Source organism: Streptomyces sp. NBC_01235 (assembly GCF_035989285.1).
Lineage (GTDB): Bacteria > Actinomycetota > Actinomycetes > Streptomycetales > Streptomycetaceae > Streptomyces.
Window position 1 is genome coordinate 4,745,961 of sequence record NZ_CP108513.1, and the last position, 25,620, is coordinate 4,771,580.

Annotated in this window: 23 protein-coding genes, 1 tRNA gene and 1 riboswitch; of the genes, 9 read left to right on the forward strand and 15 right to left on the reverse strand. The window is 69.2% G+C overall.

Going from position 1 to position 25,620, the window contains the following annotated elements; all coding sequences use genetic code 11:
* Positions 1–3 precede the first annotated feature (3 nt).
* Both OG289_RS20930 and OG289_RS20935 read right to left on the reverse strand, forming a co-directional pair.
* On the reverse strand, positions 4–528 hold the full coding sequence (locus tag OG289_RS20930; protein WP_327315552.1) for a DUF6879 family protein: 525 nt from the start codon (positions 526–528) through the stop codon (positions 4–6).
* Entirely contained in the window at positions 488–907 is a 420-nt protein-coding gene (locus OG289_RS20935; protein ID WP_327315553.1) for a hypothetical protein, read from the reverse strand. Before OG289_RS20935 ends, OG289_RS20930 begins: the two co-directional genes overlap by 41 nt.
* Before the next feature lie 191 nt (positions 908–1,098).
* Here OG289_RS20935 and OG289_RS20940 point away from each other — a divergent pair, with 191 nt between their 5' ends.
* Together OG289_RS20940 and OG289_RS20945 are read left to right on the forward strand one after the other, a co-directional pair.
* Positions 1,099–1,467 carry a hypothetical protein gene (locus OG289_RS20940; RefSeq protein WP_327315554.1) on the forward strand — a complete coding sequence of 123 codons (369 nt, stop codon included), beginning with the start codon at positions 1,099–1,101 and terminating at the stop codon, positions 1,465–1,467.
* A 544-nt stretch (positions 1,468–2,011) separates the two neighbouring features.
* Positions 2,012–2,737 (forward strand): hypothetical protein, encoded by a 726-nt coding sequence (locus OG289_RS20945; protein ID WP_327315555.1) that lies wholly within the window; start codon positions 2,012–2,014, stop codon positions 2,735–2,737.
* 350 nt (positions 2,738–3,087) lie between these two features.
* Here OG289_RS20945 and OG289_RS20950 read toward each other — a convergent pair whose 3' ends face one another.
* Complete coding sequence (locus tag OG289_RS20950; RefSeq protein WP_327315556.1) at positions 3,088–4,476, reverse strand: cystathionine beta-synthase; 1,389 nt, start codon at positions 4,474–4,476, stop codon at positions 3,088–3,090.
* A 161-nt stretch (positions 4,477–4,637) separates the two neighbouring features.
* Between OG289_RS20950 and OG289_RS20955 the strand changes: the two genes are divergently transcribed.
* The 3 genes from OG289_RS20955 to OG289_RS20965 all read left to right on the forward strand — a co-directional run bounded on the left by OG289_RS20955 (position 4,638) and on the right by OG289_RS20965 (position 8,170).
* Positions 4,638–5,669: an SGNH/GDSL hydrolase family protein gene (locus OG289_RS20955; protein WP_327315557.1), complete on the forward strand. Its 1,032-nt coding sequence runs from the start codon at positions 4,638–4,640 to the stop codon at positions 5,667–5,669.
* 218 nt (positions 5,670–5,887) lie between these two features.
* Positions 5,888–7,108 (forward strand): acetyl-CoA C-acetyltransferase, encoded by a 1,221-nt coding sequence (locus tag OG289_RS20960; protein WP_327315558.1) that lies wholly within the window; start codon positions 5,888–5,890, stop codon positions 7,106–7,108.
* A gap of 270 nt (positions 7,109–7,378) precedes the next feature.
* Positions 7,379–8,170: a hypothetical protein gene (locus tag OG289_RS20965; RefSeq protein ID WP_327315559.1), complete on the forward strand. Its 792-nt coding sequence runs from the start codon at positions 7,379–7,381 to the stop codon at positions 8,168–8,170.
* Between the two features lie 30 nt (positions 8,171–8,200).
* Here OG289_RS20965 and OG289_RS20970 read toward each other — a convergent pair whose 3' ends face one another.
* Positions 8,201–8,512: a hypothetical protein gene (locus tag OG289_RS20970; RefSeq protein WP_327315560.1), complete on the reverse strand. Its 312-nt coding sequence runs from the start codon at positions 8,510–8,512 to the stop codon at positions 8,201–8,203.
* A 104-nt stretch (positions 8,513–8,616) separates the two neighbouring features.
* Here OG289_RS20970 and OG289_RS20975 point away from each other — a divergent pair, with 104 nt between their 5' ends.
* Positions 8,617–8,844, forward strand: coding sequence for a DUF4287 domain-containing protein (locus OG289_RS20975; RefSeq protein ID WP_069768564.1), 228 nt, complete (start codon positions 8,617–8,619; stop codon positions 8,842–8,844).
* A gap of 109 nt (positions 8,845–8,953) precedes the next feature.
* Here the strand turns inward: OG289_RS20975 and OG289_RS20980 are convergent, their stop codons facing one another.
* From OG289_RS20980 to OG289_RS20990, 3 genes are all read right to left on the reverse strand, one after another.
* Positions 8,954–9,850, reverse strand: a complete 897-nt coding sequence (locus tag OG289_RS20980) for a Bax inhibitor-1/YccA family protein (RefSeq protein WP_327315561.1) — start codon at positions 9,848–9,850, stop codon at positions 8,954–8,956.
* A 241-nt stretch (positions 9,851–10,091) separates the two neighbouring features.
* Positions 10,092–11,267 carry a 4-hydroxybenzoate 3-monooxygenase gene (locus tag OG289_RS20985; protein ID WP_327315562.1) on the reverse strand — a complete coding sequence of 392 codons (1,176 nt, stop codon included), beginning with the start codon at positions 11,265–11,267 and terminating at the stop codon, positions 10,092–10,094.
* Between the two features lie 176 nt (positions 11,268–11,443).
* Positions 11,444–11,527: transfer RNA gene (locus OG289_RS20990), tRNA-Leu, on the reverse strand.
* A gap of 456 nt (positions 11,528–11,983) precedes the next feature.
* On the opposite strand from OG289_RS20990, the gene OG289_RS20995 reads away from it, so the two are divergent.
* Both OG289_RS20995 and OG289_RS21000 read left to right on the forward strand, forming a co-directional pair.
* Positions 11,984–12,754 (forward strand): ABC transporter ATP-binding protein, encoded by a 771-nt coding sequence (locus tag OG289_RS20995; RefSeq protein WP_327315563.1) that lies wholly within the window; start codon positions 11,984–11,986, stop codon positions 12,752–12,754.
* Positions 12,755–12,829: 75 nt separating this feature from the next.
* Positions 12,830–15,358 carry an ABC transporter permease gene (locus OG289_RS21000; RefSeq protein WP_327315564.1) on the forward strand — a complete coding sequence of 843 codons (2,529 nt, stop codon included), beginning with the start codon at positions 12,830–12,832 and terminating at the stop codon, positions 15,356–15,358.
* A gap of 59 nt (positions 15,359–15,417) precedes the next feature.
* On the opposite strand, the gene OG289_RS21005 is transcribed toward OG289_RS21000, so the two are convergent.
* Positions 15,418–16,707 carry a cyclopropane-fatty-acyl-phospholipid synthase family protein gene (locus OG289_RS21005; RefSeq protein ID WP_327315565.1) on the reverse strand — a complete coding sequence of 430 codons (1,290 nt, stop codon included), beginning with the start codon at positions 16,705–16,707 and terminating at the stop codon, positions 15,418–15,420.
* A gap of 179 nt (positions 16,708–16,886) precedes the next feature.
* On the opposite strand from OG289_RS21005, the gene OG289_RS21010 reads away from it, so the two are divergent.
* Positions 16,887–17,537, forward strand: coding sequence for a hypothetical protein (locus OG289_RS21010; protein ID WP_327315566.1), 651 nt, complete (start codon positions 16,887–16,889; stop codon positions 17,535–17,537).
* Positions 17,538–17,651: 114 nt separating this feature from the next.
* Here OG289_RS21010 and OG289_RS21015 read toward each other — a convergent pair whose 3' ends face one another.
* The 7 genes from OG289_RS21015 to OG289_RS21045 form a co-directional block, all read right to left on the reverse strand.
* The gene (locus OG289_RS21015; protein WP_327315567.1) at positions 17,652–19,055 is read right to left on the reverse strand and encodes an NAD(P)/FAD-dependent oxidoreductase; all 1,404 of its coding nucleotides are present in this window, start codon (positions 19,053–19,055) and stop codon (positions 17,652–17,654) included.
* A 442-nt stretch (positions 19,056–19,497) separates the two neighbouring features.
* Positions 19,498–20,439 (reverse strand): Ppx/GppA phosphatase family protein, encoded by a 942-nt coding sequence (locus OG289_RS21020; RefSeq protein ID WP_327315568.1) that lies wholly within the window; start codon positions 20,437–20,439, stop codon positions 19,498–19,500.
* The gene (locus OG289_RS21025; RefSeq protein WP_327315569.1) at positions 20,436–20,981 is read right to left on the reverse strand and encodes a DUF501 domain-containing protein; all 546 of its coding nucleotides are present in this window, start codon (positions 20,979–20,981) and stop codon (positions 20,436–20,438) included. The genes OG289_RS21020 and OG289_RS21025 overlap by 4 nt, the downstream gene beginning before the upstream one ends.
* A 90-nt stretch (positions 20,982–21,071) precedes the next feature.
* Entirely contained in the window at positions 21,072–21,548 is a 477-nt protein-coding gene (locus tag OG289_RS21030; protein ID WP_327320757.1) for an FtsB family cell division protein, read from the reverse strand.
* A gap of 215 nt (positions 21,549–21,763) precedes the next feature.
* On the reverse strand, positions 21,764–23,050 hold the full coding sequence (gene eno / locus OG289_RS21035) for a phosphopyruvate hydratase (protein WP_327315570.1): 1,287 nt from the start codon (positions 23,048–23,050) through the stop codon (positions 21,764–21,766).
* A gap of 348 nt (positions 23,051–23,398) precedes the next feature.
* A complete protein-coding gene (locus tag OG289_RS21040) occupies positions 23,399–24,100 on the reverse strand; it encodes a transglycosylase family protein (protein WP_327315571.1) in 702 nt (233 codons plus the stop codon).
* A gap of 3 nt (positions 24,101–24,103) precedes the next feature.
* A riboswitch (cyclic di-AMP (ydaO/yuaA leader) is annotated at positions 24,104–24,274 on the reverse strand.
* A gap of 204 nt (positions 24,275–24,478) precedes the next feature.
* Entirely contained in the window at positions 24,479–25,495 is a 1,017-nt protein-coding gene (locus tag OG289_RS21045; RefSeq protein WP_327315572.1) for a LysM peptidoglycan-binding domain-containing protein, read from the reverse strand.
* Positions 25,496–25,620: the final 125 nt, after the last annotated feature.

Sequence of the window (25,620 nt, forward strand, 5' to 3'; positions counted from 1 at the left end):
GGATCAGGGCTTGTACTCGGGGTGGGGGATGGCGGACGCCCAGAGCAGATCCCGCACGCGGACGCATTCGGCGACAACGGCGGGGGTGTCGATCAGCTCATTCCCGAGGAATCTTCCTGAGTTGCTGAAGTGCCCCACAGCGATGATCGAGTCATCGAACAGCCACCAGTCACGTCCGTCCGCCGGGAAGTTCAGGTCCTCGGGCAACTGATGCCGCGGAAACCACCTGACGGACTCGCCGGCCTCCTCGTTGACGTGGGCTGTGACGTACTCCCACTGGATGTACGGAGTGTGTGGCTCGGTGACGACCCTCACCCGACGCACGGTCTTGCCCGCGTCGGTGACGCGCCTTACGAGCTGTGTCCACGGCACCATGTACGAGTGGTCCAGAGGCTCGCCACGGAGCCAGCTCGCGTAGGGGCCATCCTCGACCGGAACCGAGTAGTCGTCCCTCAGCTCCAGGTGGAAGGCGCCGTGCGCGCAACTATCAAAGAGCCGGTTGCGCTCGGCGCTGGACGTCAGCTCCACGCGGTTCCTCCAGTAGCGCGGTGATCGCGGCCTTGGGGACCTCGACCACGGTTTCGTAGTCCGGGATTTCCATCTGTGCCAGTGCCTCGGCGTCGATCACCTCCTGGCCCTGCACAACGTACGTACCTCCAGGAGTGAGGACCATAAGGGGGTCCTCAAGGCGCTTGAACTCCCTGGAGGGAAGTCCGTCTTTCGTCAGGTGCTCGAACAGCTCGGTGGGCACCTCCACGGCCGTTTCACCCTCGCGGATGGTGAGCTGCATCAGCAGGTCATTCGCGAAGATCTTCCAGCCCTGGACAAGGTACGTGTCCCGATCCGTGGCGTAGAGGGTCGGGCACTCTCCCCCTTGGGAGTTCTTGCCAAGGAACCGTAGCTTCATGGTTGCTCTCCTGTCCGATGCCTTGCTCCGGATTGCGCGTCTCCCCGAGCGTCGAGCAGGGGTTCCATGCCGTCAATCCTCTTCCTGCAAACTGGCGCAATCTTCTTGGGGGTTGGGTGCCGGGCCCTCTACGTTCGTCCTCGGACCCAACCCGCACAGGCGGCATCGAGGGGAGAAGCGTGGTGGCAAGCGTGACGGACGAACACGTGAACGCGGGAGCTGAAGCCGACAGCTTGCCCATCGATGTCAAGACGATCACTGAGACCGTCAACCTGGCCTGGAACATGGCCCTCAGCACGTCAACACGCAAGGACATCGACGCCAGAACCGCCGCACTGATCGGGCACTTGAACCTTCTCGTGGGACAGTGCCTCGACGAGGGCGAGAACCGTGAGACCTTGCAGGTTCTGCGCGCGGTGCAACGCCACCTCGCTGCGAGCAACCGACCGACTTCGCGTACTCATGCCCACGACGCGTACAACTACCTGCGCGACGCGGCCATTTTCACCAGCACGCTGCTGGGGGCGTATCAGCGGTCCCACGGAGTCAATGAGGGCTGATGGCCAAGAGGTGGCTGGTCGGCCTCTGCTGGCTCTGTCGGAAGTCAGACCAGCCAGTGACCTTCATAGGCCCTGCGACCGTGAACGGGGTCAACGCCCCAGGCTTCGCCTGCGCAGGCTGCTGCAAGTGGTCAAGGCAGTACGTCAACGCCTACACGCGCCAGCTCGACACACGCTCCGCCTCATAGCTCCTCGTCTGTCCGCTGCCCCCGTGGCGGATGGGCGAGGTTAAGCACCCACCCCCGGTCCCTCTTTGGACGGTCGGGCCGGGGGTGGGTCAGCAAGTGCACAACGGTCCTGGGACGGACCCTGGGCCGCAGCTTGAGGAAGGCAAACGCCAGTGACTCTCAAGGAAGCACTCGCCAGGAAGGCTACCGTCCGCGGGGGCGACGACGACAACACCGACATCGAGGACGGCGACGGCAAGGGCGGTTCCGGCTCCCCCGGCCACCTCGCCTGACCTACTGCGACTCGCCCGAAGGGAACCCCCCGGTCAGGCCGGGGGGTTCCTCCTTCTTGTTAGGTCCGCGGCATGCATCTCCTAGTGATCGACTGGGACTTCTTCTTTCCGACTCCGACGGCCGGCGCTCCCCTTGGGGTCGACTCCCACCTGTACGCGTGGCCCATCGCTGAGGATGCAACGCATGTCGAAGTCATCTGGCTTCGGCGCGTGCGCGCCTTCATGGATGCCGGGGTGCCCCTGCCGCAGTGCAAAGGGTTCTCAGGTTTCTGGGATCGCTTCACCATTGCTCCGGAAGCCCCCCTCTTCTACGCCGACTCGAACGCGTGGGCCGGTCAGCTCTTCCCATCGAATGTGGGTGGAGAGGGGCCATGGGAATCAGTGCACCTCTACGACGCTCACCACGACTGCGGGTATCAGCAGAACCATCGCACCTTCGAGGAGTGGCAAGCCAAGGGTCCGATCAGCGCGGAGAACTGGCTTCTGGCCCACTATTGGAACGGGTCTCGGGTCTTCGTGCACTTCCCTCCGTGGAGGGAGTCCATGACGCGTCCGAGCGAGCGGCCCCTTATTCCGGTGGGCATGACCATTGACGACGGCCACGCGCCGGCCGTCGCCTTCGACGCGGTTTTCCTGTGCCGCTCGGGAGCGTGGGTGCCTCCGTGGTGTGACGAGGAGTTCAGCAAGTTCCTGGCCGCATGCCCTGTGGCTCGGCGAGTGGAGATCCCTCAGAACCAATGGAACCAGCCCCGCCCGGACGTGGTCCGCATGGCCGAGGTCGAGCGGAGTATGAAGATCCAACGTGAATGAATGAATCAAGCTGTGACACTGGCCTGGCTACACCCGCCACGTCTCCGGGCCGCAGGAGAACCCCCATGGCGTCAACAGGGGGTTCTTCTGCTCCAGGCATATGCCAGACAGCACGGCGCCCCTGGCTGGGAGGCACGGGGGCGTCCAGCTGAGGCGGAGGAGTCATGCGGCTTCAGCCTGGTGGCTGTCCGGGTTCAGGACGCCCACAGCTCCGCCCACGCGTCCTGGTCGATGGACGGCAGTAGCGTTTCGAGCTGCTTGGAAACCCACTCGTCCACGGTCGGGTAGGTCTCAGTCTGCTTTAGCCATGGTTCTCCTCCGCACAGGTCTTGTCCCGTAGGGACGTGTTGTCAGTCGGTGGAGTCGGCGAGGAAGGCCAAGAGGTCTTGGCGGGTGATCACTCCGGTGGGCTTGCCGTCCACCAGGACCACCGCCGCGTCCCGTCCTTCCAGCACGGACATCATCCGTGCTACCGGTTCTCCCGATCCGACGACCGGCAGTGGCGGGCTCATGTGCTTCTCGATCGGGTCTCCCGACCCGGCGCGATCGGCGAAGAGTGCGTGCAAGAGCACTCGTTCGTCCACGGCCCCGATCACTTCGGGGGCCATCACATCGGGATGCCCAGCTCCCTTGGCCACTACCGGCATCTGCGACACCCCGAACTCCCTCAGTACCTCGATCGCGTCCCCGACGGTCTCGTTGGGGTGCATGTGTACGAAGTTCGGGATGCCGCCTCCCTCCTTCTGCTTCAGCACGTCTCCTGCGGTCGGCTCCGTTGCCGTGTCTTCGCTGAACCCATGTTGGCCGATCCACTCGTCGTTGAAGATCTTGCTGAGGTAGCCGCGCCCGCTGTCGGGGAGGAGGACGACCACGACGTCGTCCGGGCCCAGCCGCTCGGCGACCCGCAGCGCCGCCACGACGGCCATCCCGCAGGAGCCGCCGACCAGCAGCCCCTCCTCCTTCGCGAGCCGGCGGGTCATCTGGAAGGAGTCCTTGTCGGACACCGCGACGATCTCGTCGGCGACGGTCCGGTCGTAGGCGGTCGGCCAGAAGTCCTCGCCGACACCCTCGACGAGGTACGGCCGCCCGGAGCCGCCGGAGTACACGGACCCCTCGGGGTCGGCGCCGACGACCTGCACCCGGCCCTCACTGGCGTCCTTCAGATACCGCCCGGTCCCGGAGATGGTGCCACCGGTGCCGACGCCCGCCACGAAGTGGGTGATCCGCCCCTCCGTCTGCTCCCACAGCTCGGGGCCGGTGGAGTGGTAGTGGGAGAGGGGGTTGTTGGGGTTGGAGTACTGGTCGGGCTTCCACGCGCCCGGAGTCTCACGCACCAGCCGGTCGGAGACGTTGTAGTAGGAGTCCGGGTGCTCCGGGTCCACGGCGGTCGGGCAGACCACGACCTCGGCGCCGTACGCCCGCAGCACGTTGATCTTGTCCGTGGACACCTTGTCGGGGCACACGAAGATGCACTTGTACCCCTTCTGCTGCGCCACGATGGCCAGCCCGACCCCGGTGTTCCCACTGGTCGGCTCGACGATCGTGCCGCCCGGCTTCAGCTCCCCGCTCTTCTCGGCGGCCTCGATCATGCGCAGGGCGATGCGGTCCTTCACGGAACCGCCCGGGTTGAAGTACTCCACCTTGGCCAGGACGGTCGCCCGGATGCCCTTGGTCACGCTGTTGAGCTTCACCAGCGGGGTGTTGCCGACGAGGCTGATCATCGAGTCGTGGAATCGCACCGTTGTCTCCGGTTGCTTGCAAAAACTGTGGTCGTAGTGGTGAAGCCAGCCTACGGGGCAGGTCACGACCGGGGTGGCACGTTCACTCCTGGTGGAGATTGGGCGACGGTCCGTACGGGGCAAGGAGTGGGTGTACGGACACGAGGAGGTGGCGTCGAGGAATGACGAGCATGTCGAGGGCGAGAGTGGCCCGGCGCATCGCGGCCGGCGCGGCCTATGGCGGCGGCGGCATCGGGCTGGCCGGAGCGGCGGCGGTCGGACTGGTACTGGCGGAGGTGCATCTGGCGCGCCGCCAGGTCAACAACGGGGCGCATCCGCACGTCCCGCAGGCGGACGGCCGCTACGGCCTCGCCTACGACGCCCCGGGTCCCGGCATGGAACCCCTGCGACTGACGATGCTGGGCGACTCCACGGCGGCGGGCCAGGGCGTCCACCGCTCCGGACAGACCCCGGGCGCCCTGCTGGCCTCCGGCCTTGCTGCGGTCGCGGAACGCCCCGTGGAACTGCGCAACGTGGCGCTCCCCGGCGCGCGGTCCGACGACCTCGACCGGCAGGTCGCGCTGGTCCTCGGGGACGCCGATCGGGTGCCCGACATCTGCGTGATCATGATCGGCGCGAACGACGTGACCCACCGGATGCCGCCCACCCGCTCGGTGCGCCACCTGTCCTCGGCGGTACGGCGGCTGCGCACGGCCGGCGCGGAGGTCGTCGTCGGCACCTGCCCCGACCTGGGCACGATCGAGCCGGTCCAGCAGCCCCTGCGCTGGCTGGCCCGCCGGGCGTCCCGCCAGCTGGCGGCGGCCCAGACGATCGGCACCGTCGAACAGGGCGGCCGCACGGTGTCCCTGGGCGATCTGCTGGGCCCCGAGTTCGAGGCGAACCCGCGCGAGCTGTTCGGCCCCGACCACTACCACCCCTCGGCGGAGGGCTACGCGACGGCGGCGATGGCGGTCCTGCCCACGGTCTGCGCGGCCCTCGGCCTCTGGCCGGCGGACGAGGAACGCCCGGACGTCTCCCGCCGCGAGGGTTTCCTGCCGGTGGCCCGAGCGGCGGCGGAAGCGGCGTCGGAGGCCGGCACGGAGGTCGCGGCGGCGATGCCGACGGGGCCGCGGGGGCCTTGGGCGCTGCTGAAGCGGCGCAGGCGACGCCGGGTGACCGAACCGGAGCGGGCGCCCGCCGCCCCCTCGCCCTGACCCGCACCTGAGGGCTCCGCCCCCGGACCCCCGACCTCATGCCCCCGCCACCCACCACCCGACTCCGTCAGACAGAAAGCGAACCGGACAACGAACCAAGCAAGCGCTTAGAAAGTGCGGTCAGGGTCACACCGCAACTCCCGTGACCCAGGCCATACGTACGGGTAACTTCCCAAGCAGCCGTGCCCGTACGAACCCCTGAAGCCAATGGAGCCGTGATGCCCGAAGCCGTCATCGTCTCGACCGCCCGCTCGCCCATCGGACGCGCTTTCAAGGGCTCCCTGAAGGACCTGCGCCCGGACGACCTCACCGCCACCATCATCCAGGCGGCCCTCGCCAAGGTCCCCGAGCTGGACCCGAGGGACATCGACGACCTGATGCTCGGCTGCGGTCTGCCCGGCGGGGAGCAGGGCAACAACCTGGGCCGCATCGTGGCCGTGCAGATGGGGATGGACCACCTGCCCGGCTGCACGGTCACGCGCTACTGTTCCTCCTCGCTCCAGACGAGCCGCATGGCCCTGCACGCCATCAAGGCCGGCGAGGGCGACGTCTTCATCTCGGCCGGCGTCGAGATGGTCTCCCGGTTCACGAAGGGCAACTCCGACAGCCTGCCGGACACGCACAACCCGTTCTTCGCCGAGGCCGAGGCCCGCACCGCGGCCGTCGCCGAGCAGGAGGGCACGACCTGGCACGACCCGCGCGAGGACGGCCTCGTCCCCGACGCCTACATCGCGATGGGCCAGACCGCCGAGAACCTCGCCCGTTCCAAGGGCATCACCCGGCAGGACATGGACGAGTTCGGCGTCCGCTCCCAGAACCTCGCCGAGGAGGCCATCAAGAACGGCTTCTGGGAGCGCGAGATCACCCCGGTGACGCTGCCCGACGGCACGGTCGTCAGCAAGGACGACGGTCCGCGCGCCGGCGTCACACTGGAGGGCGTGCAGGGCCTGAAGCCGGTCTTCCGCCCCGACGGCATGGTCACCGCCGCCAACTGCTGCCCGCTGAACGACGGCGCCGCCGCGGTCGTCATCATGAGCGACACCAAGGCCCGCGAGCTCGGCCTCACCCCGCTCGCCCGCATCGTGTCCACCGGCGTCTCCGGCCTCTCCCCCGAGATCATGGGCCTCGGCCCGGTCGACGCGAGCAACCAGGCGCTGCGCCGTGCCGGCCTCACCATCGACGACATCGACCTGGTCGAGATCAACGAGGCGTTCGCCGCCCAGGTGATCCCCTCCTACCGCGACCTCGGCATCGACCCCGACAAGCTGAACGTCAACGGCGGCGCCATCGCCGTCGGCCACCCCTTCGGCATGACGGGCGCCCGCATCACCGGCACGCTGATCAACTCGCTCCAGTTCCACGACAAGCAGTTCGGTCTGGAGACGATGTGCGTCGGCGGCGGCCAGGGCATGGCGATGGTCATCGAGCGCCTCAGCTGAGTCCCTGGGTGACCGTTGCGGCACCCACCGTGACCGGATGGCCCGGAGTCCGGAAAGCACCTGGACTTCGGGCCGTTTTGTGATCCAATCTCCCTCAGGATGTGACCTATCTCCCTCCCGGAGGGATTTACGCAGCTCAGCGCGTTTCACCATTGACCCACAGGCCCAAAGTCCTGTCCGTTTCGTGACGTTACGCACTGACAGCTGGATAGTCCACCCTTCAAGCTGATGTAGGAAGTCGGGGGTCGACTTTGAACCGGGAGTACGTCAGTGAGCGCCATGCCGATCGCCTTGTTGGTCACCACGGCCGCCACGGGCGCCGTGGGCGTCGCCGTCCTGCGCACCCTCATGCAGTTGCGCCGACAGGTCGCCGCCCTGCACACCCAGCTCGCCGAGAACCACGCCACGGAGTTGCGCGGCAGGGTTCCGGCCGCCCGAACCACCGCCGACGCGGCTGAGATACGCGCCGCGGTGGCCGAGGCGCTCGCGGAGGAGCGGGAGCGGGAGCTGGCCGAGGCACGCGCGTTCTGGGCCGCCCAGGAGGCGCGTGACGCCTCCGACGCCCCCTCCCTGCTGGGTCTGCCGGACAGCGAGCTGTTCCTGCCCCGTCAGGCCGACTTCGTGGGGCTGGAGCCCCTGGAGCCGGTGACGGAGACGACCGCGGACGCCGACGAGTTCGCCGGGGATTCCCCCGAACTGGCCGCGGCCCGCCGCCGCCACCCGTCCCACCCGGACTTCGTGCCCGTCCAGTCACCGATGGTCAACGACCACGAGCGCACCGTCGCCACCCTCGAGGAACTGGCCGCGTCCCGCATCGAGCTGACCGACGTCCGCCCGGGCCCGCTCGGCACCCTCGACGTCTACGTCTTCGCCGACGGCACCACCCTCTGCATGACCCCGGGCCACCGGGAGACGGCGGAACGTCTCGCCACGGCCCTCACCGCCGGCGAAACCCCGTTCCTGCTGGGCGGCTCGGGCATCTCGGGCGCCTACACCCTGACCTTCCAGTGCGGCCCGGAGAACGTCTACATCCTGGCGGACCGGGTCATAGCGAGCCTGTGAGCCCGTGCGGCCCACCCTCCCGCCCGAAGATCACACCCCCGCACGCTTCTGCGCCTGCGCCACCAGCTCGACGGCTTCCTCGACCTGGCCCTCGTCCGTGAGGACGAGGGCCAAGTCGTGCACGGCGACGGTGATTTGATCGGCGGCGGCGAACATCCCGACGTCGGGCATCTCCCTGGGCTCGGCGCCGGGCTCCTCGATCGTCTGCGCCCACCGGGCCAACTGCCTGGCCAGTGCCAGCGCTTCCGCGGCAGCGCCTCTCTGCAGCCGGCTCTGCGGAGCGGCACGCAGACGATCGGCGAAGTGATCCACCGCACGGGTCAGGGACGTCGTATCCACCACGCCGCGAGACTACGCGTCGGACCGGGACTGTTGCCAACAGGCGAACACTCAGGCACCGTGACCTGAAGGACCGGCTTACATCCCCTTTGCTACCGGAGGCGCCGATGTCCCATGTCCTCTCCGAGGAGACCCACCGCAACATACTGGCCCGCATCCCCCACTGCACCGGTCGTGAAGTCTCCGACTGGCTGCGCACCGTCGACGAAGGCCCCGCTCTCCGCTTCGAGGAGAAGGTCAGCTGGCTACGCGCCGAGCACAACCTCGCGTACGGCCACGCCAAGGCGATCATCCACGAGTACGACCTGAGGAGGGCCGCGCGCAAACTCCTCTAGGGCCTGCCCGGCCGGACAGGCCTCGGGCGCACACGCGACACACCACCACGCCGGACACGACGAAGGGCCCCGGGACGGATCCCGGGGCCCTTCCGTGCGCTTGTCGGCGCTAGTCGCTGCTGTTGAGAATCGCCAGGAGTCGCAGGAACTCCATGTAGATCCACACCAGCGTCATGGTGAGGCCGAAGGCGGCGAGCCAGGCCTCCTCACGCGGGGCGCCGTACGCGATGCCGTCCTCGACCTGCTTGAAGTCCAGGGCGAGGAAGCAGGCGCCGAGGATGATGCCGATGACGCCGAACACGACGCCCAGGGCACCACTGCGGAAGCCGAGGCCGTCACCGCCGCCGAAGACCGTGAACAGCAGGTTCACCGCCATCAGCAGGACGAAGCCGAGCGCGGCGGCCATCACGAAACCGTAGAAGCGACGGTTGACGCGGATCCAGCCCGCCTTGTACGCCACGAGCACACCGGCGAAGACCGCCATCGTGCCCATCACGGCCTGGGCGACCACGCCGTCCGCGATGTACGTGGACACCGCGCTGGAGATCACGCCGAGGAACACGCCCTCGAGGGCGGCGTACGACAGGATCAGCGCGGGGGCCGGGCGGCGCTTGAACGACTGGACCAGGGCCAGCACCATCGCGACCAGACCGGCGCCGACGGCGATGCCGTACGACTTGCCGAGGTTGGCCTCGTCGACGGGCAGCAGCACCCAGGCCAGCACCGCGGTGACGACCACGGTGCCGAGCGTGGTCGCGGTGCGCGCGACGACGTCGTCCATGGTCATCCGGCCGGTGGCGACCGGGGCCTGCGGCGGGGCGCCGTACTGCAGGTCCTGCTGGGCGTAGGGGTTCTGCGCGTACGGGTTGCCGGCCTGCTGGGCGTAGGGGTTGCCCGGCTGCGTGCCGACTGCGGGTCCCCCGGCCTGCGGCGCGGCGTTGAAGCCCGCGTAGCCGTTGTCGCGGCTGAACCCCCGTCGCGAGAAGACCGGGTTTCTGCTCCTCATTGCACTCCTCCATGGCCACACTGCGCGGCCTTGGCTCAAGGGTAATAGGTAGGCAAAGGATTGACCCTAGTGCTTGGGGAGGATCTTTCCCTCGTGCTGCTGGCCAACACGCTACGCGGCGTGGTGATTCCCAGCACAGGAGGGCTCTATTCATGACCAACCTGGAACATGGCCGGAACCGGGCGGAGATCGGACGAGACCGAACGAGCCGCCACGAGCCCCGACGAGCCCGGCCGTTCGATCACCCGAACGGGAACCCGGTGTACGCCTCGGCCAAGTCGGTCTCGGCCGCACGGGAGGAGGCGATCCGCTCCAGACGGGCGAGCTGGAGGCGGTCCTCGAACGGGGTGGCGTCGGGGGCGGGGTGCAGGAGGGTCGTCATGTCGTACGAGAACCGCTCGGCCTGCCACACGCGCCGCAGACAGGTCTCGGAGTAGGCGTCGAGGAGGTCGGAGGACCCCGTATCCCGACGGTGCGTCAGCGCCCGCGCGAAGGTGACGACGTCCCCGACGGCGAGGTTCAGCCCCTTCGCGCCGGTCGGCGGCACGATGTGGGCCGCGTCCCCGGCGAGGAAGAGCCGGCCGTGCCGCATGGGCTCGTGAACATAAGAGCGCATCGGGGTGACCGACTTCTGGGTGATCGGCCCACGCTCCAGCTTCCAGTCGTCGTCGGTCTCGAAGCGGCGCTCCAGCTCGTCCCAGATCCGCTCGTCGCCCCAGGTCTCGGCGTCGGTCCCCTCGGGCACCTGGAGGTAGAGGCGGGAGACGGACGGGGAGCGCATGGACAACAGGGCGAAGCCGCGGTCGTGGCGGGCGTAGACCAGTTCGTCGTGGGAGGGCGCCACGTCGGCGAGGATGCCGAGCCAGCCGAAGGGGTACGTCCGCTCGAAGACACGGGTCAGTTCGGCCGGAATCGCCTGCCGCGACACCCCCCAGAAGCCGTCGCAGCCGACGACGTACTCGCACTCCAGGACGTCCTCGACACCTTCGTGCCGGAAGCGGACGCGCGGGTGGTCGGTGTCGGCGTCCTCGACGGCCAGGGCCTCCGCCTCGAACAGCAGCGGGCCGCCCTCCTCCAACTGGAGGGCGATGAGGTCCTTGCACACCTCGGTCTGGGCGTAGACCGTCACCGACCGGCCCCCGGTGAGGGCGGGGAAGTCGACGCGATGGCGCCGCCTCGCGAACCGCAGCTCTATGCCGTCGTGGCGCAGCCCCACCCGGTCCATACGCTCCCCGGCACCGGCCTCGCGCAGGACGTCCACCGTGCCCTGCTCCAGGATCCCGGCGCGCTGCCGCTGCTCGACGTAGGCCCGGTCACGGCTCTCCAGCACGACGGAGTCGATACCGGCGTTGTGGAGCAGACGGGCGAGGAGGAGGCCGGCGGGGCCGGCGCCGACGATGCCGACGGTCGTGCGCATCGGGCGTTCCCTTCGGAGTTCACTGTTCGCATAGTGAAGTTTTCTTCACCAACTTTGGAACGTGAGTCTGCGCCCCCGCTCATCGGGTGTCAACGGTCGGGACGGGTGAGGAGGGGAGGCCGCCGCGGCGGTCAATGCCTCGATGGAGGATGCAGCGATCGCCGAGACGTCGGAAGTGCCCAGAGCCGGACTTGAACCGGCACGCCCACGTAGGGGCAGCGAGGTTTAAGCTCGCCGTGTCTGCATTCCACCATCTGGGCAGGCCGAGGGCCCCGCTTGAGCTTCCGACCCTATCGGGATCCGTCCCCCGAACAGCGGACGAACGGACCCGATGTTGTCTTATTTTATTGAGGTCTGAGGGTGCATCAGCACCTGGAACTGGCCATCCGCACTTGCCAGTAGCCTCGCGCGCGTCAAACGGTCTTGTATGTGGAATGACGGAATTTCACCGTCCGAACAAGGGTGCTCCACCGGTTCTTGACGAACGCTCGACGAACGGGCGGCCCGAAGGCGCGTAGGGGGCGCGTGTCATCCCCAGGTATGACACGGCGGCCCCTGGTCCGACTCGAGTCTGCCTTCGGAACCGGAACAGCGGCTGACTACACGACAGCCGGCGGCCGGGACGATGGTTCACGTCCCAAGACACACCGTCCCGGCCATGACGTCCCCGTCATGACGTCCCAGCCATGCCGTCGTCCCGACAGGAGCTCACACCCGTGACCACCAGCCCCCTCGCCGAGCGCACCACCGCAGCGGCCGCGCGTGCCACGGACCTGTCGAAGATCTACGGACAGGGCGAGACCCAGGTCGTCGCGCTCGACCGGGTCTCGGTCGACTTCCGGCAGGCCGAGTTCACCGCGATCATGGGTCCCTCCGGATCCGGCAAGTCCACGCTGATGCACTGCGTGGCAGGTCTCGACACCTTCTCCTCCGGCTCCGTACGCATCGGCGACACCGAACTCGGCTCGCTGAAGGACAAGCAGCTCACGAAACTGCGCCGGGACAAGATCGGGTTCATCTTCCAGGCGTTCAACCTGCTGCCGACGCTGACGGCCATCGAGAACATCACCCTCCCGATGGACATCGCGGGCCGCAAGCCGGACAAGGAGTGGCTGGAAACAGTCATCCGGATGGTGGGACTGGCCGACCGGCTCGGCCACCGTCCCTCGCAGCTCTCCGGCGGTCAGCAGCAGCGCGTCGCCGTCGCCCGAGCCCTCGCCTCCCGGCCGGACATCATCTTCGGCGACGAGCCGACCGGCAACCTCGACTCCCGCTCGGGCGCCGAGGTGCTGGGCTTCCTGCGCAACTCCGTACGGGAGCTGGGGCAGACGGTGGTGATGGTGACCCACGACCCGGTGGCCGCGGCATACGCGGACCGGGTGGTCTTCCTCGCGGACGGACGGATCGTCGACGAGGTGTACGGGCCGACCGCCGAGTCGGTGCTGGACCGCATGAAGCAGTTCGACGCCAAGGGCCGCACCAGCTGATCCCCGACCGCGACCCGACCGTCCCCGACCGGGACCGACCGCTCGTCGACGAGCAGGACTGAGAAGACAACACCCATGTTCCGTACCGCCTTGCGCAACGTGCTCGCGCACAAGGCCCGGCTCCTGATGACCGTGCTCGCCGTGATGCTCGGCGTGGCCTTCGTGTCGGGGACCCTGGTCTTCACCAACACCCTCTCCGGCGCCCTGCAGAAGAGCTCCGCCAAGGGGTTCGACCAGGTCGACGTCGCCGTCACCGCCGAGGTCCAGGAGGACGTCGGCGACGCGATCGTCAAGACGCCGGAGCTGACCCAGTCGCTGCTGGAGCAGAGCGCGAAGGTCCCGGGCGCCGCGTCCGCCGTCGGCGTCGTCAACGGCTTCACCGCCATCGCCGACAAGGACGGCAAGCTCGTCGGCGGCGGTTTCCAGTCGCAGGGCGGCAACTACTGGGGAGACAAGGACGCCCGGTACCCGCTCGTCGAGGGGCACGCGCCGAGCGGCAGGGGCGAGGTCGTCATCGACTCGAAGACCGCCGAGCGGGCCGGGTACAAGGTCGGCGACACCGTACGGATCTCCGTCGACGGCCCCGTCCTCACCCCGAAGATCACCGGGATCTTCACCACCGACGACGGCAACGTCACCGCCGGCGGCAGCCTCGCGCTCTTCGACACGGCGAGCGCGCAGCAGTTGTTCGGCAAGACCGGCACCTACGACGAGATCGACGTGAAGGCCGCGGCCGGGACCTCTCAGGCCGCGCTGAAGTCCGCGCTGGACACCGCCCTGCCGAAGGGCAAGGTCGAGACCACCACCGGCAAGCAGCTCGCCGACGACCAGGCCGAGATGATCTCCGCGTCGATGAGCGGGCTGAAGCAGGGCCTGCTGGTCTTCGCCGGCATCGCGCTCTTCGTCGGCACCTTCATCATCGCCAACACCTTCACCATGCTGGTCGCCCAGCGCACCAAGGAGCTCGCGCTGCTGCGGGCCGTCGGCGCCTCCCGCCGGCAGGTCACGCGGTCGGTGCTGATCGAGGCGTTCGTCGTCGGCACGGTCGCCGGGGTGACCGGTCTGGTCGCCGGCATCGGCATCGGGGCCGGGCTGCGCTCGCTGATGGGGACGCTGGGGGCGACCGTCCCCGACGGGCCGCTCGTCATCTCGCCCGGCACGGTCGCCGCCGCCCTCGTCGTGGGCATCGTCATCACCATGCTGGCCGCCTGGCTGCCCGGCCGCCGGGCCGCGAAGATCCCGCCGGTGGCGGCCATGAGCAGCGTGCACGCCGCGGCCTCCACCAAGTCGCTCGTCCTGCGCAACACCCTCGGCGCCCTGTTCTCGGCGGCGGGCGTCGCGGTGATCCTGGCCGCGACGACGATGGACGGCAGCGACGGCCAGGCCCCCATGGGTCTCGGCGCCGTCCTGCTCATCATCGGCGTCTTCATCCTGACCCCGCTGCTGTCCCGCCCGCTGATCGCGGCCGCCGCCCCCGTCCTGCGGATCTTCGGGGTGTCCGGCAAGCTGGCCCGGCAGAACTCGGTGCGCAACCCGCGCCGGACGGCGGCCACGGCCTCCGCGCTGATGATCGGCCTGACCCTGATCACCGGCATGACGGTGATGGCGGGCAGCCTGCAGAAGGCCATCGACAAGATGGCGTCCTCCGCGATCCGGGCCGACTACGTCGTGTCGATGGCCAACGGCAACGAGCTCTCCGCCGACATCGACGAGAAGCTGAAGGCCACCGACGGGGTGACCGCCAGCAGCCCGATGCGCAACGGGCCCGGCCGGATCGACGGCAGGACCGAGTACCTCACCGGCGTCACCGGCTCCACCATCGGCGAGCTGACCGACCTCAAGGTCGACGAGGGCGCCTTCAAGGTGGGCGGCTCGCAGGTCGTCGTCGACGAGGACACCGCCACGTCCCATGGCTGGAAGGCCGGTTCGGCGTTCACGGTGAACTACGAGGACGGCAGGAAGCAGCAGTTGACGGTCTCCGGGGTGTATGAGGGCAACGAGCTGATCGAGGGCATCCTCCTCGACAACTCGGTCCTCACCCCGCACCTGGAGGACCCGGTCGACATGCGGGTCATGGTCAAGACCGCCGGCGGTGCCTCGGACGACACGAAGGACAGGCTGGAGAAGGCCCTCGGCTCCAACCCGGCCATCAAGGTCCAGAGCAAGAAGGACCTCTCCAACGAGATCGCGCAGATGTTCACCCTGATGCTGAACATGCTCTACGGGCTGCTCGCGATGGCCGTGATCGTCGCCGTCCTCGGCGTCATCAACACCCTCGCCATGTCGGTCTTCGAGCGCTCCCAGGAGATCGGCATGCTGCGCGCCATCGGCCTGGACCGCAGGTCCGTCAAGCGGATGGTCCGTCTGGAGTCCCTCGTCATCTCCCTCTTCGGCGGGGTGCTCGGCCTCGGCCTCGGCGTGTTCTTCGGCTGGGCGGCCGGTGAGCTGCTCGGCACGAAGATGGCGACGTACGAACTCGTCCTGCCGTGGGGCCGGATGGCCGTCTTCCTGGTGCTGGCCGCCGGGGTGGGCATCCTGGCGGCACTGTGGCCGGCCCGGCGGGCTTCGCGGCTGAACATGCTGGCGGCGATCAAGTCGGAGTAGGGGCGGGACGGTTGGGGCCCGGTGCCGTACGTACGGCACCGGGCCCCTCTCCCATGCCGTCAGTTCCAGGTGCGGGCGCGCAACGGCATCCCGGAGATGCCCGACTCGGGGGTCCGGACGGCCAGGACCTGGTTGACGCCGATGCGATTGCGTTCGAAGGCGACGGCGGAGGCGGCCATGTAGAGCCGCCAGACACGGGCGCGGCCGGGACCGGTGAGGTGGACGGCCCGGTCCCAGGCGGCTTCCAGACGGTCGACCCAGCGGCGCAGTGTGAGGGCGTAGTGCTCACGGATCGACTCGACGTCCCGGACCTCGAAGCCGGCGCGTTCGAGCTGGGTGACCGTGGTGCCCACGGGGGCGAGTTCGCCGTCCGGGAAGACGTAGGCGTCGATGAACGCGTCCACGTCGTACGCCGACTCGTCGCGGTGCGGGCGGCGGGCGATCTGGTGGTTGAGCAGCCGGCCGCCCGGCGTGAGCAGCGCGAGCAGGACCTTCGCGTACTCCAGGTACCGCGCGGAGCCGACGTGTTCCGCCATGCCGATGGAGGAGATCGCGTCGAACGGGCCGTCGGTGACGTCCCGATAGTCCTGGACGCGGATCTCGACCTTGTCGGTGAGCCCCGCGTCGGCGACGCGCTTGCGGGCGTAAGCCGCCTGCTCCTGGGAGAGCGTGATCCCGACGACGTTCGCCCCGTGCTCGCGGGCCGCGTGGATGGCGAGGGAACCCCAGCCGCATCCGACGTCCAGCAGCCGGCTCCCCGGCCCCAGGTCCAGCTTGCGGCAGACCAGTTCGAGCTTGTCGCGCTGGGCGGTCTCCAGGGTGCTGTCGGCGGACTCCCAGTAGGCGCAGGAGTAGATCATGGACGGACCGAGGACGAGCTCGTAGAAGTCGTTGCCGACGTCGTAGTGATGACTGATGGCGCGTCTGTCGGTGCGACGGGTGTGGAGATGACTGGTCCGGCGGACCTCCTCGCGGGGTGGGGCGGGCGGCAGCGGGGGCCCGGCGAGTCTCACCAGCCCCCGGACGGCCGCGCGGAACCGGGGGTCGCGCAGGGCCTGGGCGAGGGTACGGGCGTCCTCGCCGCGTTCCCAGAGGAGGCCGGAGAGCAGGTCGAGAGCGACGTACAGGTCCCCCTCGACCTCCAGGTCGCCGGCCACCCAGGCGCGGGCGAGGCCCAGTTCGCCCGGTTTGAACAGGAGACGACGCAGGGCCCTGCGGTTGCGTACGACCAGAACGGGCGCGTCGGGCGGGCCCGCCTGCGAACCGTCCCAGGCGCGGACGCGCACCGGGAGAGGGGCCCCCAGCAACTGTTCGACAAGCGCATGAAGCCGCGGTGCGGCGTCAGCCATGATGCACACCTCCGTGACGGTGATCCCGGAATGTCCTGACACCACGAAAACACCAGCGAAGCCTCAGCGCAGTCCCCCACGCGCGTTACAGCTGGGCAAACTCCCGCGACGGCCCCCCAGGGGAGGCTGAGTACGGCGACTCATGCCCGCGGTGCGCCGCGCGCCGGAGGATGCTGAACATGACACAGCGACACAGCGCCCTCGCCTGGCGCCGGGGGATCATCGCCACGGTGGCCATGGGAGCGGCCTTCGCCGGGCTGCTGGGCTTCCTCAGCGCCTGGGACGGGGAGCCGTACCCCGTCGCGGATCCGGCCGCCACGGCGACCCGCCTGGACGGCCTCACCCAGACCGTCTACGAGGCACTCGCCCTGCCGGGCGCGGCACTGGATCCCGACTGGCGCGGCACGCTGAAGGCCGAGGAGTACGGCTGCCATTACCGGGGGCTGAGCCACTGGGAGGAGCAGCTGAGCGACTCGCCGCCGAGCGTGCCGGGGGTGGTGAACGTGTCGGCCGAGTGGACACTGACGGGGGTCTCCGAGGAGCGGGCGACGGCCGCGATGCGGCGGGCCCGCACGGAACTGACCCGGCAGGGCTGGCAGGGCACCGACCACGAGAACGCCGCCGGACGACTGATCACGCTGCAACTGGAGCCCGCGGACACCTACGAAACCCCCGTGCCCGTCTCCGTCTGGGTCACGGCGCTTCCCGGCGACCGCCTCGAGGTCTCCGCGTACGCGGAGTGCGCCCGCTACCCCGAGGGAACCCCCCTCGACGCCGTCGACCGGCCCAGCCTGCCCCACCAGCTGGCACCGGCCCCGCTGCGTGATTGACCGGAACACCCGGAACACACCGAAGGGGCCGCCCGCACCACGGATGGCGGGTGGCCCCTTCGGGGGTGTTTCAGTGACCGGCGGTCAGGGGACCGCAGGCCGGGTGACCGGTGGTCAGGAGGCCTTGGCCTTCTCGTTCTCGGTCTTCTCGGCCCTCTCGGCGGCCGGCTTCGCGGCGACCGGGGCCGGCTTCGCGGCCTCGTAGAACTCCTCGCGCGGGGACTCCAGCGCGCCGAGGGCGACGACCTCGCGCTTGAGGAACATGCCGAGGGTCCAGTCCGCGAAGACGCGGATCTTGCGGTTCCACGTCGGCATCGCCATGCCGTGGTAGCCGCGGTGCATGTACCAGGCGAGACGGCCCTTGAGCTTGATCTTCACCTTGCCCATGACGATCATCGCGACGCCCTTGTGGAGGCCGAGGCCCGCCACCGCACCCTTGTTGGAGTGCGCGTACTCCTTCTGCGGGAAGCCCCGCATGCCGGAGATCACGTTGTCGCCGAGGACCCTGGCCTGACGGAGCGCGTGCTGCGCGTTCGGCGGGCACCAGGCGTTCTCGACGCCGGCCTTGCGCGCGGCGACGTCCGGGACCTGGGCGTTGTCGCCGGCGGCCCAGATGTAGTCGGTGCCGGTGACCTGGAGGGTCGGCTGGGCGTCCACGTGGCCGCGGGGGCCGAGCGGGAGGCCGTAGCGGGCCAGGACCGGGTTCGGCTTGACGCCGGCCGTCCACACGATCGTGTTGGAGTCGACCTCGAGGCCGTTCTTCAGGACGACGTGGCCGTCGACGCAGGAGTCCATCGAGGTGGAGAGGTAGATCTCCACGCCCCGGCTCTCCAGGTGCTCCTTGCCGTACTGGCCGAGCTTCGGGCCGACCTCGGGCAGGATCTTGTCCGCGGCGTCGACGAGGATGAAGCGCATGTCCTCGCGGGACACGGTCTTGTAGTACTTGGCCGCGTCGCGGGCCAGGTCCTCGACCTCACCGATGGTCTCCGCGCCGGCGAAACCGCCGCCGACGAAGACGAAGGTGAGCGCCTTGCGGCGGATCTCCTCGTCGGTCGTGGAGTCGGCCTTGTCCAGCTGCTCGAGGACGTGGTTGCGCAGGCCGATGGCCTCCTCGACGCCCTTCATGCCGATGCCCTGCTCGGCGAGGCCGGGGATCGGGAAGGTGCGGGAGACCGCGCCGAGCGCGATCACCAGGTAGTCGAAGGGCAGCTCGTACGCCTCGCCGACCAGCGGGGCGATCGTGGCGACCTTGCGGTCCTGGTCGATGGTGGTGACCCGGCCGGTGAGAACCTCCGCCTTGGGCAGCACGCGTCGCAGCGGGACGACGACGTGGCGCGGGGAGATGTTGCCGGCGGCGGTTTCGGGGAGGAAGGGCTGGTAGGTCATGTACGACCGGGGGTCGACGACCGTGACGGTCGCCTCGCCGTAGCGCATCTTCTTGAGAATGCGCCGAGCTGCGTACAGGCCTACGTACCCACCGCCTACTACGAGGATCCTGGGACGCTCCGTGGTGCTCATGCCATCGAGTATCCACCCGCTCCAGGGGGGTCGCTCGTGCGCCCCTTCACAAGCTTGTGGAGGGTGTGTGCTATCCTCCGCGACTCGCGTGATCCACGTCATGGCGCGGAACGGGAACCTGTGCACACGGGGTGCCGTTGTCAATGCCGCGTGAGCTGCCTCTCCGGGTCCGGAGGGCCTCCGTGAGGGGTCCGCGGGACGCCTTCGCCACACCTCCGTGAAACGTCCGCGCGCGCCTCTTTTGAACACGTTCACACCAGCGCTGAGCCCCCGGAAGGGTCAACCGGGGCATCCTCGTCCTCCGACAGGGCCGAATTCCTTGTGAAGAACTTCACGAACTTTTCCGACGGAGCGTGTCCGAGGGGCCCGGAAGGACCCCTCGAGCATGCTCAAACGCGCATCCTGCCTGCTCAGCAGAGTGCAAGTAGCGGGGCGGGGAGGGCTACGCGACCGACCATGCGATGCCGTCGAGGATGTCGTGTTCGCTCACGACGACCTCCTGCGCACCGATCCGCTCCATGATCGCCAGCAGTACGAGCGCGCCCGCCGCGATCACGTCCACCCGGCCCGGGTGCATCGACGCGATCGCCGCGCGCTCGGCGTGGGTGGAGCGCAGCAGCCACTCGGTGATCTCGCGGACCTTGTCGTGCGAGACCCGTGAGTGGTGGATGGCCGCCGAGTCGTACTCGGGCAGCTCCTGCGCGATCGCCGAGACCGTCGTGACCGAGCCGGCCAGGCCGACCAGGGTGTGCGCCTCGCGCAGCGGGACCGTCCGCTCGGCGAGGTCGAGGGCCGCCTCGATGTCGGCGCGTATCGCCGCGACCTGCTCGGGCGTCGGCGGGTCGGTGACGCTGCCGTCCGCGACCAGGTGGCGTTCGGTCATCCGTACGCAGCCGACGTCGACCGAGCGGGCGGCCCGGACGTGCTCCTCGCCCACGACGAACTCCGTCGAGCCGCCGCCGATGTCCACCACCAGGTAGGGCTTGGTGAGGTCGTCGCGTCCCTCGAGTTCCCTCGTCGCGCCGGTGAAGGAGAACTCGGCCTCCTGGTCGCCGGTGATGACCTCGGGCTCGACGCCCAGGATGTCCAGCACGCCGCGCACGAACTCGTCGCGGTTCTCGGCGTCCCGGGAGGCCGAGGTGGCGACGAAGCGCAGCCGCTGCGCGCCGTGTTCCTTGATGACGGCCGCGTACTCCCGGCAGGCCGCGAAGGTCCGCTCCAGCGCGTCGGGGGCGAGCCGTCCGGTGCGGTCGACGCCCTGGCCGAGGCGGACGATCGTCATACGGCGGTCCAGCTCGACCAGCTCGCCCGTCTCCGGGTCGGCGTCGGCGACGAGGAGGCGGATCGAGTTGGTGCCGCAGTCGACGGCGGCGACCCGGGTCACCGGGGGGCCGCCGTCGAGTCGTCCTGCGGAACCGGCACCACACAGGTGCCCTTGCGCCACCACTGAGGGAGCATCGCCAGGGCCTCGTCGCCGAGCGGGTTCACGCCCGGGCCGGCCGCCAGGGAGTGCGCCACGAGCACGTGCAGGCACTTCACGCGGTCCGGCATGCCGCCCGCGCTGGGGAAGTTCTTCAGCTCCTCGATCTCGTCCCGGCGCCGGACGTAGTCCTCGTGCGCGGCACGGTAGGAGGCGGCGAGCTCCGGGTCGGACCGCAGCCGTTCCGTCATCTCCTTCATCACGCCGTTCGCCTCGAGCGTGCCGATCGCCGAGTTGGCCTTCGGGCACGTCAGGTAGTACAGCGTCGGGAAGGGCGTGCCGTCGGGCAGGCGGGGGGCGGTCTCCACGACGTCCGGCTGACCGCACGGGCAGCGGTGCGCGATCGCGCGCAGGCCGCGCGGCGGGCGTCCGAGCTGCTGCTTGAAGGCCTCGACGTCCGCGTCGGTGGGCTCGGTGCGCGGGGTGGTCGGCGGGGGCGTTTCCATACTTCCGGGATTGTCTCTCTGTCGGTTCACTGGGTTGCGGCCATCGGTCTCGTCGGTCTCACCGGTCTGCGGCCGTCGCTCTCGTCGGTCTCAGCGGTCGGAGGCGTCCGACTTGTCGACCCCGTCCCAGACGTTCGCGTACCAGGGGCGGTCGGCCGCCCCGAGGTCCGCGCGGGACTGCTTGGCCGCGTCCGGGTCGATCACGACGTAACCGGTCTCCCCCGGCATCACATAGTGCAGCCGCTGCCGGATCTGCTGTTCGGCGTACGCGTCGTCCTGCCAGCGCGCCTTGAGGTCGCGCAGCTGTTCGACGCGCTCGCCGGCCTGCTGCTTCTCCCGCTCCAGGTCGGCGATCTCGGCGCGCTGGGAGACGTACTGGCGCATGGGGTAGGCCAGGGCGACGATCAGCGTGCACAGGACGAGGGCGAGCAGCGCGGCACGGCCGGTGAGGCGGGAGCGGCGGGCCTGACGCTTGGTCTGGGAGCGGTAGACCCGGGCCGCGGTCTGCTCCCCGAGCAGTTTGATCCTCGTCGTGGTGGAGAACCGGTCCCGGTTGGTCACGGATATTCACCTCGCAGCGCTCCGGCCGTCACGTCCGCTCACCTGGTCTTTTCTGCCGGGGGTCCGGGGGTTGTCCCCCGGGAAGACACAGCACGGCCATGTCCCCCGCCTCCCGTCTCCCACGTACGTACGTCCCCGCACACGGTACGGGACCGAGTACGGGGACGTATGTACGACTGGCCAAGGCTTGACCCGGCAGGGGTCAGCCCTTGCTGTGCTTGTCAGTTCGCGGAGCGAAACCGCGGGAACGCGGAGCGGCCGGCGTACACCGCGGCGTCGTCGAGGATCTCCTCGATGCGCAGCAGCTGGTTGTACTTGGCGACGCGCTCGGAGCGGGCCGGGGCGCCGGTCTTGATCTGGCCGCAGTTGGTGGCGACGGCGAGGTCGGCGATGGTGACGTCCTCGGTCTCGCCGGAGCGGTGCGACATCATGCACTTGAAGCCGCTGCGCTGGGCCAGCTCGACGGCGTCGAGCGTCTCGGTCAGCGAGCCGATCTGGTTGACCTTGACGAGCAGGGCGTTGGCGGCGCCCTCCTCGATGCCGCGGGCGAGGCGCTCGGGGTTGGTGACGAACAGGTCGTCGCCGACGATCTGGACCTTGTCGCCCAGCTTGTCGGTGAGGATCTTCCAGCCGGCCCAGTCGTCCTCGAACAGCGGGTCCTCGATGGAGACGAGCGGGTAGGCCGCAACGAGCTCCTCGTAGTACTCCGTCATCTCGGCGGCGGAGCGGTCCTTGCCCTCGAACTGGTACGTGCCGTCCTTGTAGAACTCGGACGCGGCGACGTCGAGCGCGAGGGCGATCTGCTCGCCCGGCGCGTAACCGGCTTCCTTGATGGCCTCGAGGATGAGGTCGAGGGCCTCGCGGTTGGAGCCGAGGTTCGGGGCGAAGCCGCCCTCGTCGCCGAGGCCGGTGGACAGGCCCTTGGCCTTCAGGACCTTCTTCAGGGTGTGGTAGACCTCGGTGCCCCAGCGCAGGGCCTCGGAGAAGGACTCCGCGCCGATCGGGGCGATCATGAACTCCTGGATGTCCACGTTGGAGTCGGCGTGCGAGCCGCCGTTCAGGATGTTCATCATCGGCACCGGCAGCAGGTGCGCGTTGGGACCGCCCAGGTAGCGGAAGAGCGGGAGGTCGCTGGCCTCGGACGCGGCGTGGGCGACGGCGAGCGAGACGCCGAGGATGGCGTTGGCGCCGAGGGAGCCCTTGTTGTCGGTGGCGTCCAGGTCGAACATGGCCTGGTCGATCAGGCGCTGCTCGGTGGCGTCGTAGCCGACCAGCTCCGGGCCGATCTGCTCGATGACGGCGAGGACGGCCTTCTCGACACCCTTGCCCTGGTAGCGGTTGGGGTCACCGTCGCGGAGCTCGATGGCCTCGAAGGCACCGGTGGAGGCGCCGGACGGGACGGCGGCACGACCCGTGCTGCCGTCGTCGAGGCCGACCTCGACCTCGACCGTGGGGTTGCCTCGGGAGTCCAGGATTTCCCGGGCTACGACGACGTCGATGGACGGCACGAGCATCTCCTTCTTGGGATGTGACGCTGAGAGTGCGCGGCTCGCGGGCCGTGATGAGCCCGTGCTGAGCCTTGCGACTAGAGCCTAACCGTCCCGGGGCCGTCGGCAGCCGACCGACCGCCCCGTGGACAGACAGACCGTACCCATTGTTTCCGTCCGGAACAAAGGGGTTGGTCAACCCTGGCCAACAAGAAGTGGCGAACGGGCAAAGAGAAACCCCGCTCCGGCGCGTACGGGGGAACACGCACCGGAGCGGGGAGCCCGTGGGGACGGGGGGTGACCCTCACGAGGTCTTCAGTGTGCCGACCTCGGATGTGAGGGCGCTGTCGCTTCTCTGGGAGCCGGGTGTCACTTCAGGTGCAGGTGCTGACCCGGGTAGATGAGGTTCGCGTCCTCGACGATGTCCTTGTTCAGCTCGAACAGCTTCTGCCAGCCGCCCTTGACCTTGTGCTTCTCGGCGATGGAGCTGAGGGTGTCGCCCTTGACGACCTTGTACTCGCCGTCACCCTTCTTGACCTTCTTGCCGGTCGGGGTGGTGACCGTCTTGGAGGCGGCCGGGCGGTCGGTCGAGCGGGAGGTGCTCTGCTTCTCGGTCGAACGCGTACTGGTGCCGCTGCCCGAGCTGCCGGAGCCGCTGGAGCCGCTCGACGAGTCGGAGGAGCTGCCGCCGCTGTAGGCCGCGCCGGACAGGCCGGTGCCGCAGACCGGCCAGGCGCCCTTGCCCTGGCCCGCGAGGACCTTCTCGCCGATGGCTATCTGCTGGGACTTGCTGGCCTGGTCGGCGGTGGAGGCGTAGGCGGTGCCGCCGTACGCGGCCCAGGTGGAGGCGGAGAACTGCAGGCCGCCGTAATAGCCGTTGCCGGTGTTGATCGACCAGTTGCCGCCGGACTCGCACTGGGCGACCGCGTCCCACTCGGAGGCGGTGGCGGCGGAGGCGCTGCCGGCCGCCATCAGCGGGGCGGCGATGGCGACACCGGTCACGCCGGCCAGGGTGGCGACGCGGGTGGCCTTGGACGGACGGCGATGCTTGCCCTTACCGGAAAACAGCATGGTGGATCCCCTCACCGACGCCTGCGAGGTGAGCTGTCGGGTTCGGGCCGGTTGAGTTGCCCGGCCGCGCTCTCGCTTTCACGAGGCGCGGCTTCACCCCAAGCCGCTCCGGTCGACTTCCCGGTGCGGCACTTACCTTGGGTCCCCCGCTCCTGCCTACGGCGCTTGACGCGACGACTGTTCCCGGGCCGCCACTGGCAGGATTCGGCGTTGCGACGGCCGGGGCTCGGGTTGCCGAGCGGGACGACCGTAGACACGCGATCCGCGGAATTTCAAAGACGATCAGGGCTTCTGAGACTCATCCCACACTTTCACCAAACCGGACATTCGGCGCGAAGCGTGACGTGAACTCCCGCTGCTTTTCTTGGGCTTTGCGCCCTATTCCACCCCTGTGTCGAGGGTCTGACCGGCGACGATGTCGCTCGGGTCGGCGCCGATGAGGTCCCTGTTCTCGGCGTAGAGGGCGCGCCATCCACCGTCGAGGCCAAGGGAGTCGGCGATGGAGGCGAGGGAGTCGCCCTCCTGGACGACATAGGTGGCCGCGGCGTGCCGACCGGCGGAGGCGGCCTTGGCGCCGTCGACCGTGGCGTCGGTGGCGCTCCCGGCCGTCACCTCGTCGGCCGTGGCGCCGCGGTGCCGGCCGGAGCCGAGGGAGCCGGTGTCGACGAGACTCCAAGAGCCCGCATCCTGGACCGACTTGTCCGAGTCGTCCGCTTCCGGGGTCTCTGCGGGCGAGCCGTCGGTCGCCTGCGCGTCGCCCTGGCCGCCGGAGCCGTCGGACTTGCCGGAGCCGCCCGTACCGGTGGAGGAAGAGGGCGAAGGGGACGAAGGGGACGAAGGTGATGCTGAGGGTGAACTCGATGAATCACCGGACGAGTCGGTCGAACCGTCGCCACTGCCCGAAGAGTTCGAGGAGCCCGAGGAACCGGACGACCCCTTGGACAGGTCGGACAATCCGGAGGAGACAGACGAGTCGGACGAGTCGTCCACCACGCCGGTGTCCACGCTCAGCGCGCCGTTCTCCTGGGTGAGCCCGGAGGTCAGCCCGCAGGTGCCCCAGGCGCCGATGTTCTCGGCGGCGAGCAGTTTCTGCGCCACGGCGATCTGCTGGTTGCGGCTGGCCAGGTCGGGGCTCGCCGCGTAGTCGAGCCCGCCGTACGTCTCCCACTGCTTCTGGGTGAGACTCAGGCCGCCGTACTCGCCGTGGCCCTTGTCGGCACTCCACGAGCCGCCGGTCTCGCACTGCGCCACCTTGTCCCACACCGTGCCGTCGGCGGCGCTCGCGCCGGAGGCGGCGAGCAGCGGGATGGCGATGGCGGACCCGGTCACTCCGGCCGCGACGAGGAGGGCCGGGGCCTGGCGGGGGCGACGGTGACGACCGTTCCCGGAGAGCATGCTGGGGGCCTTTCTCTGGACAGCATTGACCGGCGCGGCGGGTGAGACTCGAGGCGTCGCGCTGACGAGTGAACGTATCGGCAGACGAACACTTGTCACAAGTTAATGCCGCGCAGATCACGTGA